Here is an 815-nt window from a genome sequence, read left to right as displayed (position 1 = left end):
CCCGAACCCACACCGACACCGAGTACCCGGACCCCGCCCCCCCGTTACCCCACCCCGCGCCCCCCGCCCGCCCCCCGGGGGCCCCCCCCGTCCCGGGCCCGCGACTCGGACCAGGGCAGCCGCAGGACGGCGTGCCGCTCGCCGGTCTCCTGGACGGTCAGCCCGAGGGCGAGCACCCACGGGGCGAAGTGGTCGGCGAGGATCTTGTCTGCGTCTGCGGGTGTCAGGGTCACCCGCAGATTGTGGCGGCCCGCCCCGGGCCGCCACAACACCATTGATCCTTCAGGGCAGTACGCGCTCCGGCCGGTCCGGCGGGCCGGCGACGACGCGCCGGACGCGCCGGTCCCGTTCGTGCGCGGCGCGGGTCAGAGCGTCGCCGCCAGCTCCGTGCCCTGGCGGATCGCCCGCTTGGCGTCCAGCTCGGCGGCCACGTCCGCGCCGCCGATCAGGTGCGGCCGGGCGCCGGCCGCGAGCAGGGCCTCGTACAGGTCGCGGCGCGGCTCCTGACCGGTGCAGAGCACCACCGTGTCGGCGGGGACGAGCCGCTGCTCGCCGCCGACGGTGATGTGCAGGCCCTCGTCGTCGATCCGGTCGTACGTGGCGCCCGCGACGGAGACGACACCGCGGTGCTTGAGCTCCGCGCGGTGGATCCAGCCGGTGGTGGTGCCGAGGCCGGCGCCGACCTTGGTGGTCTTGCGCTGGAGGAGGTGGACCTGGCGCGGGGGCGCGGGCCGCTCGGGGGCGGTGAGGCCGCCGGGACCGGTGTACGCGGTGTCGACGCCCCAGTGGCGGAAGTACGTCGCGGGGTCCTGGGA

1 protein-coding gene and 1 pseudogene are annotated in these 815 nt (G+C 76.8%); both read right to left on the bottom strand.

The genetic code is table 11. The features are described from left to right. Positions 1-89: 89 nt before the first annotated feature. A pseudogene (locus ACFXA3_RS41960) lies at positions 90-233 on the bottom strand (thioesterase); the annotation flags it as partial. Between the two features lie 132 nt (positions 234-365). After that, on the bottom strand, positions 366-815 hold a 450-nt coding region (locus tag ACFXA3_RS41955; protein ID WP_385196680.1), incomplete at its 5' end, for an FAD-dependent oxidoreductase.

The sequence above is a fragment of the Streptomyces sp. NPDC059456 genome (assembly GCF_042750055.1).
Taxonomy (GTDB): domain Bacteria; phylum Actinomycetota; class Actinomycetes; order Streptomycetales; family Streptomycetaceae; genus Streptomyces.
The sequence above is the reverse complement of the archived record's forward strand: the minus strand, read 5'-3'. Positions and strand labels throughout refer to the sequence as shown.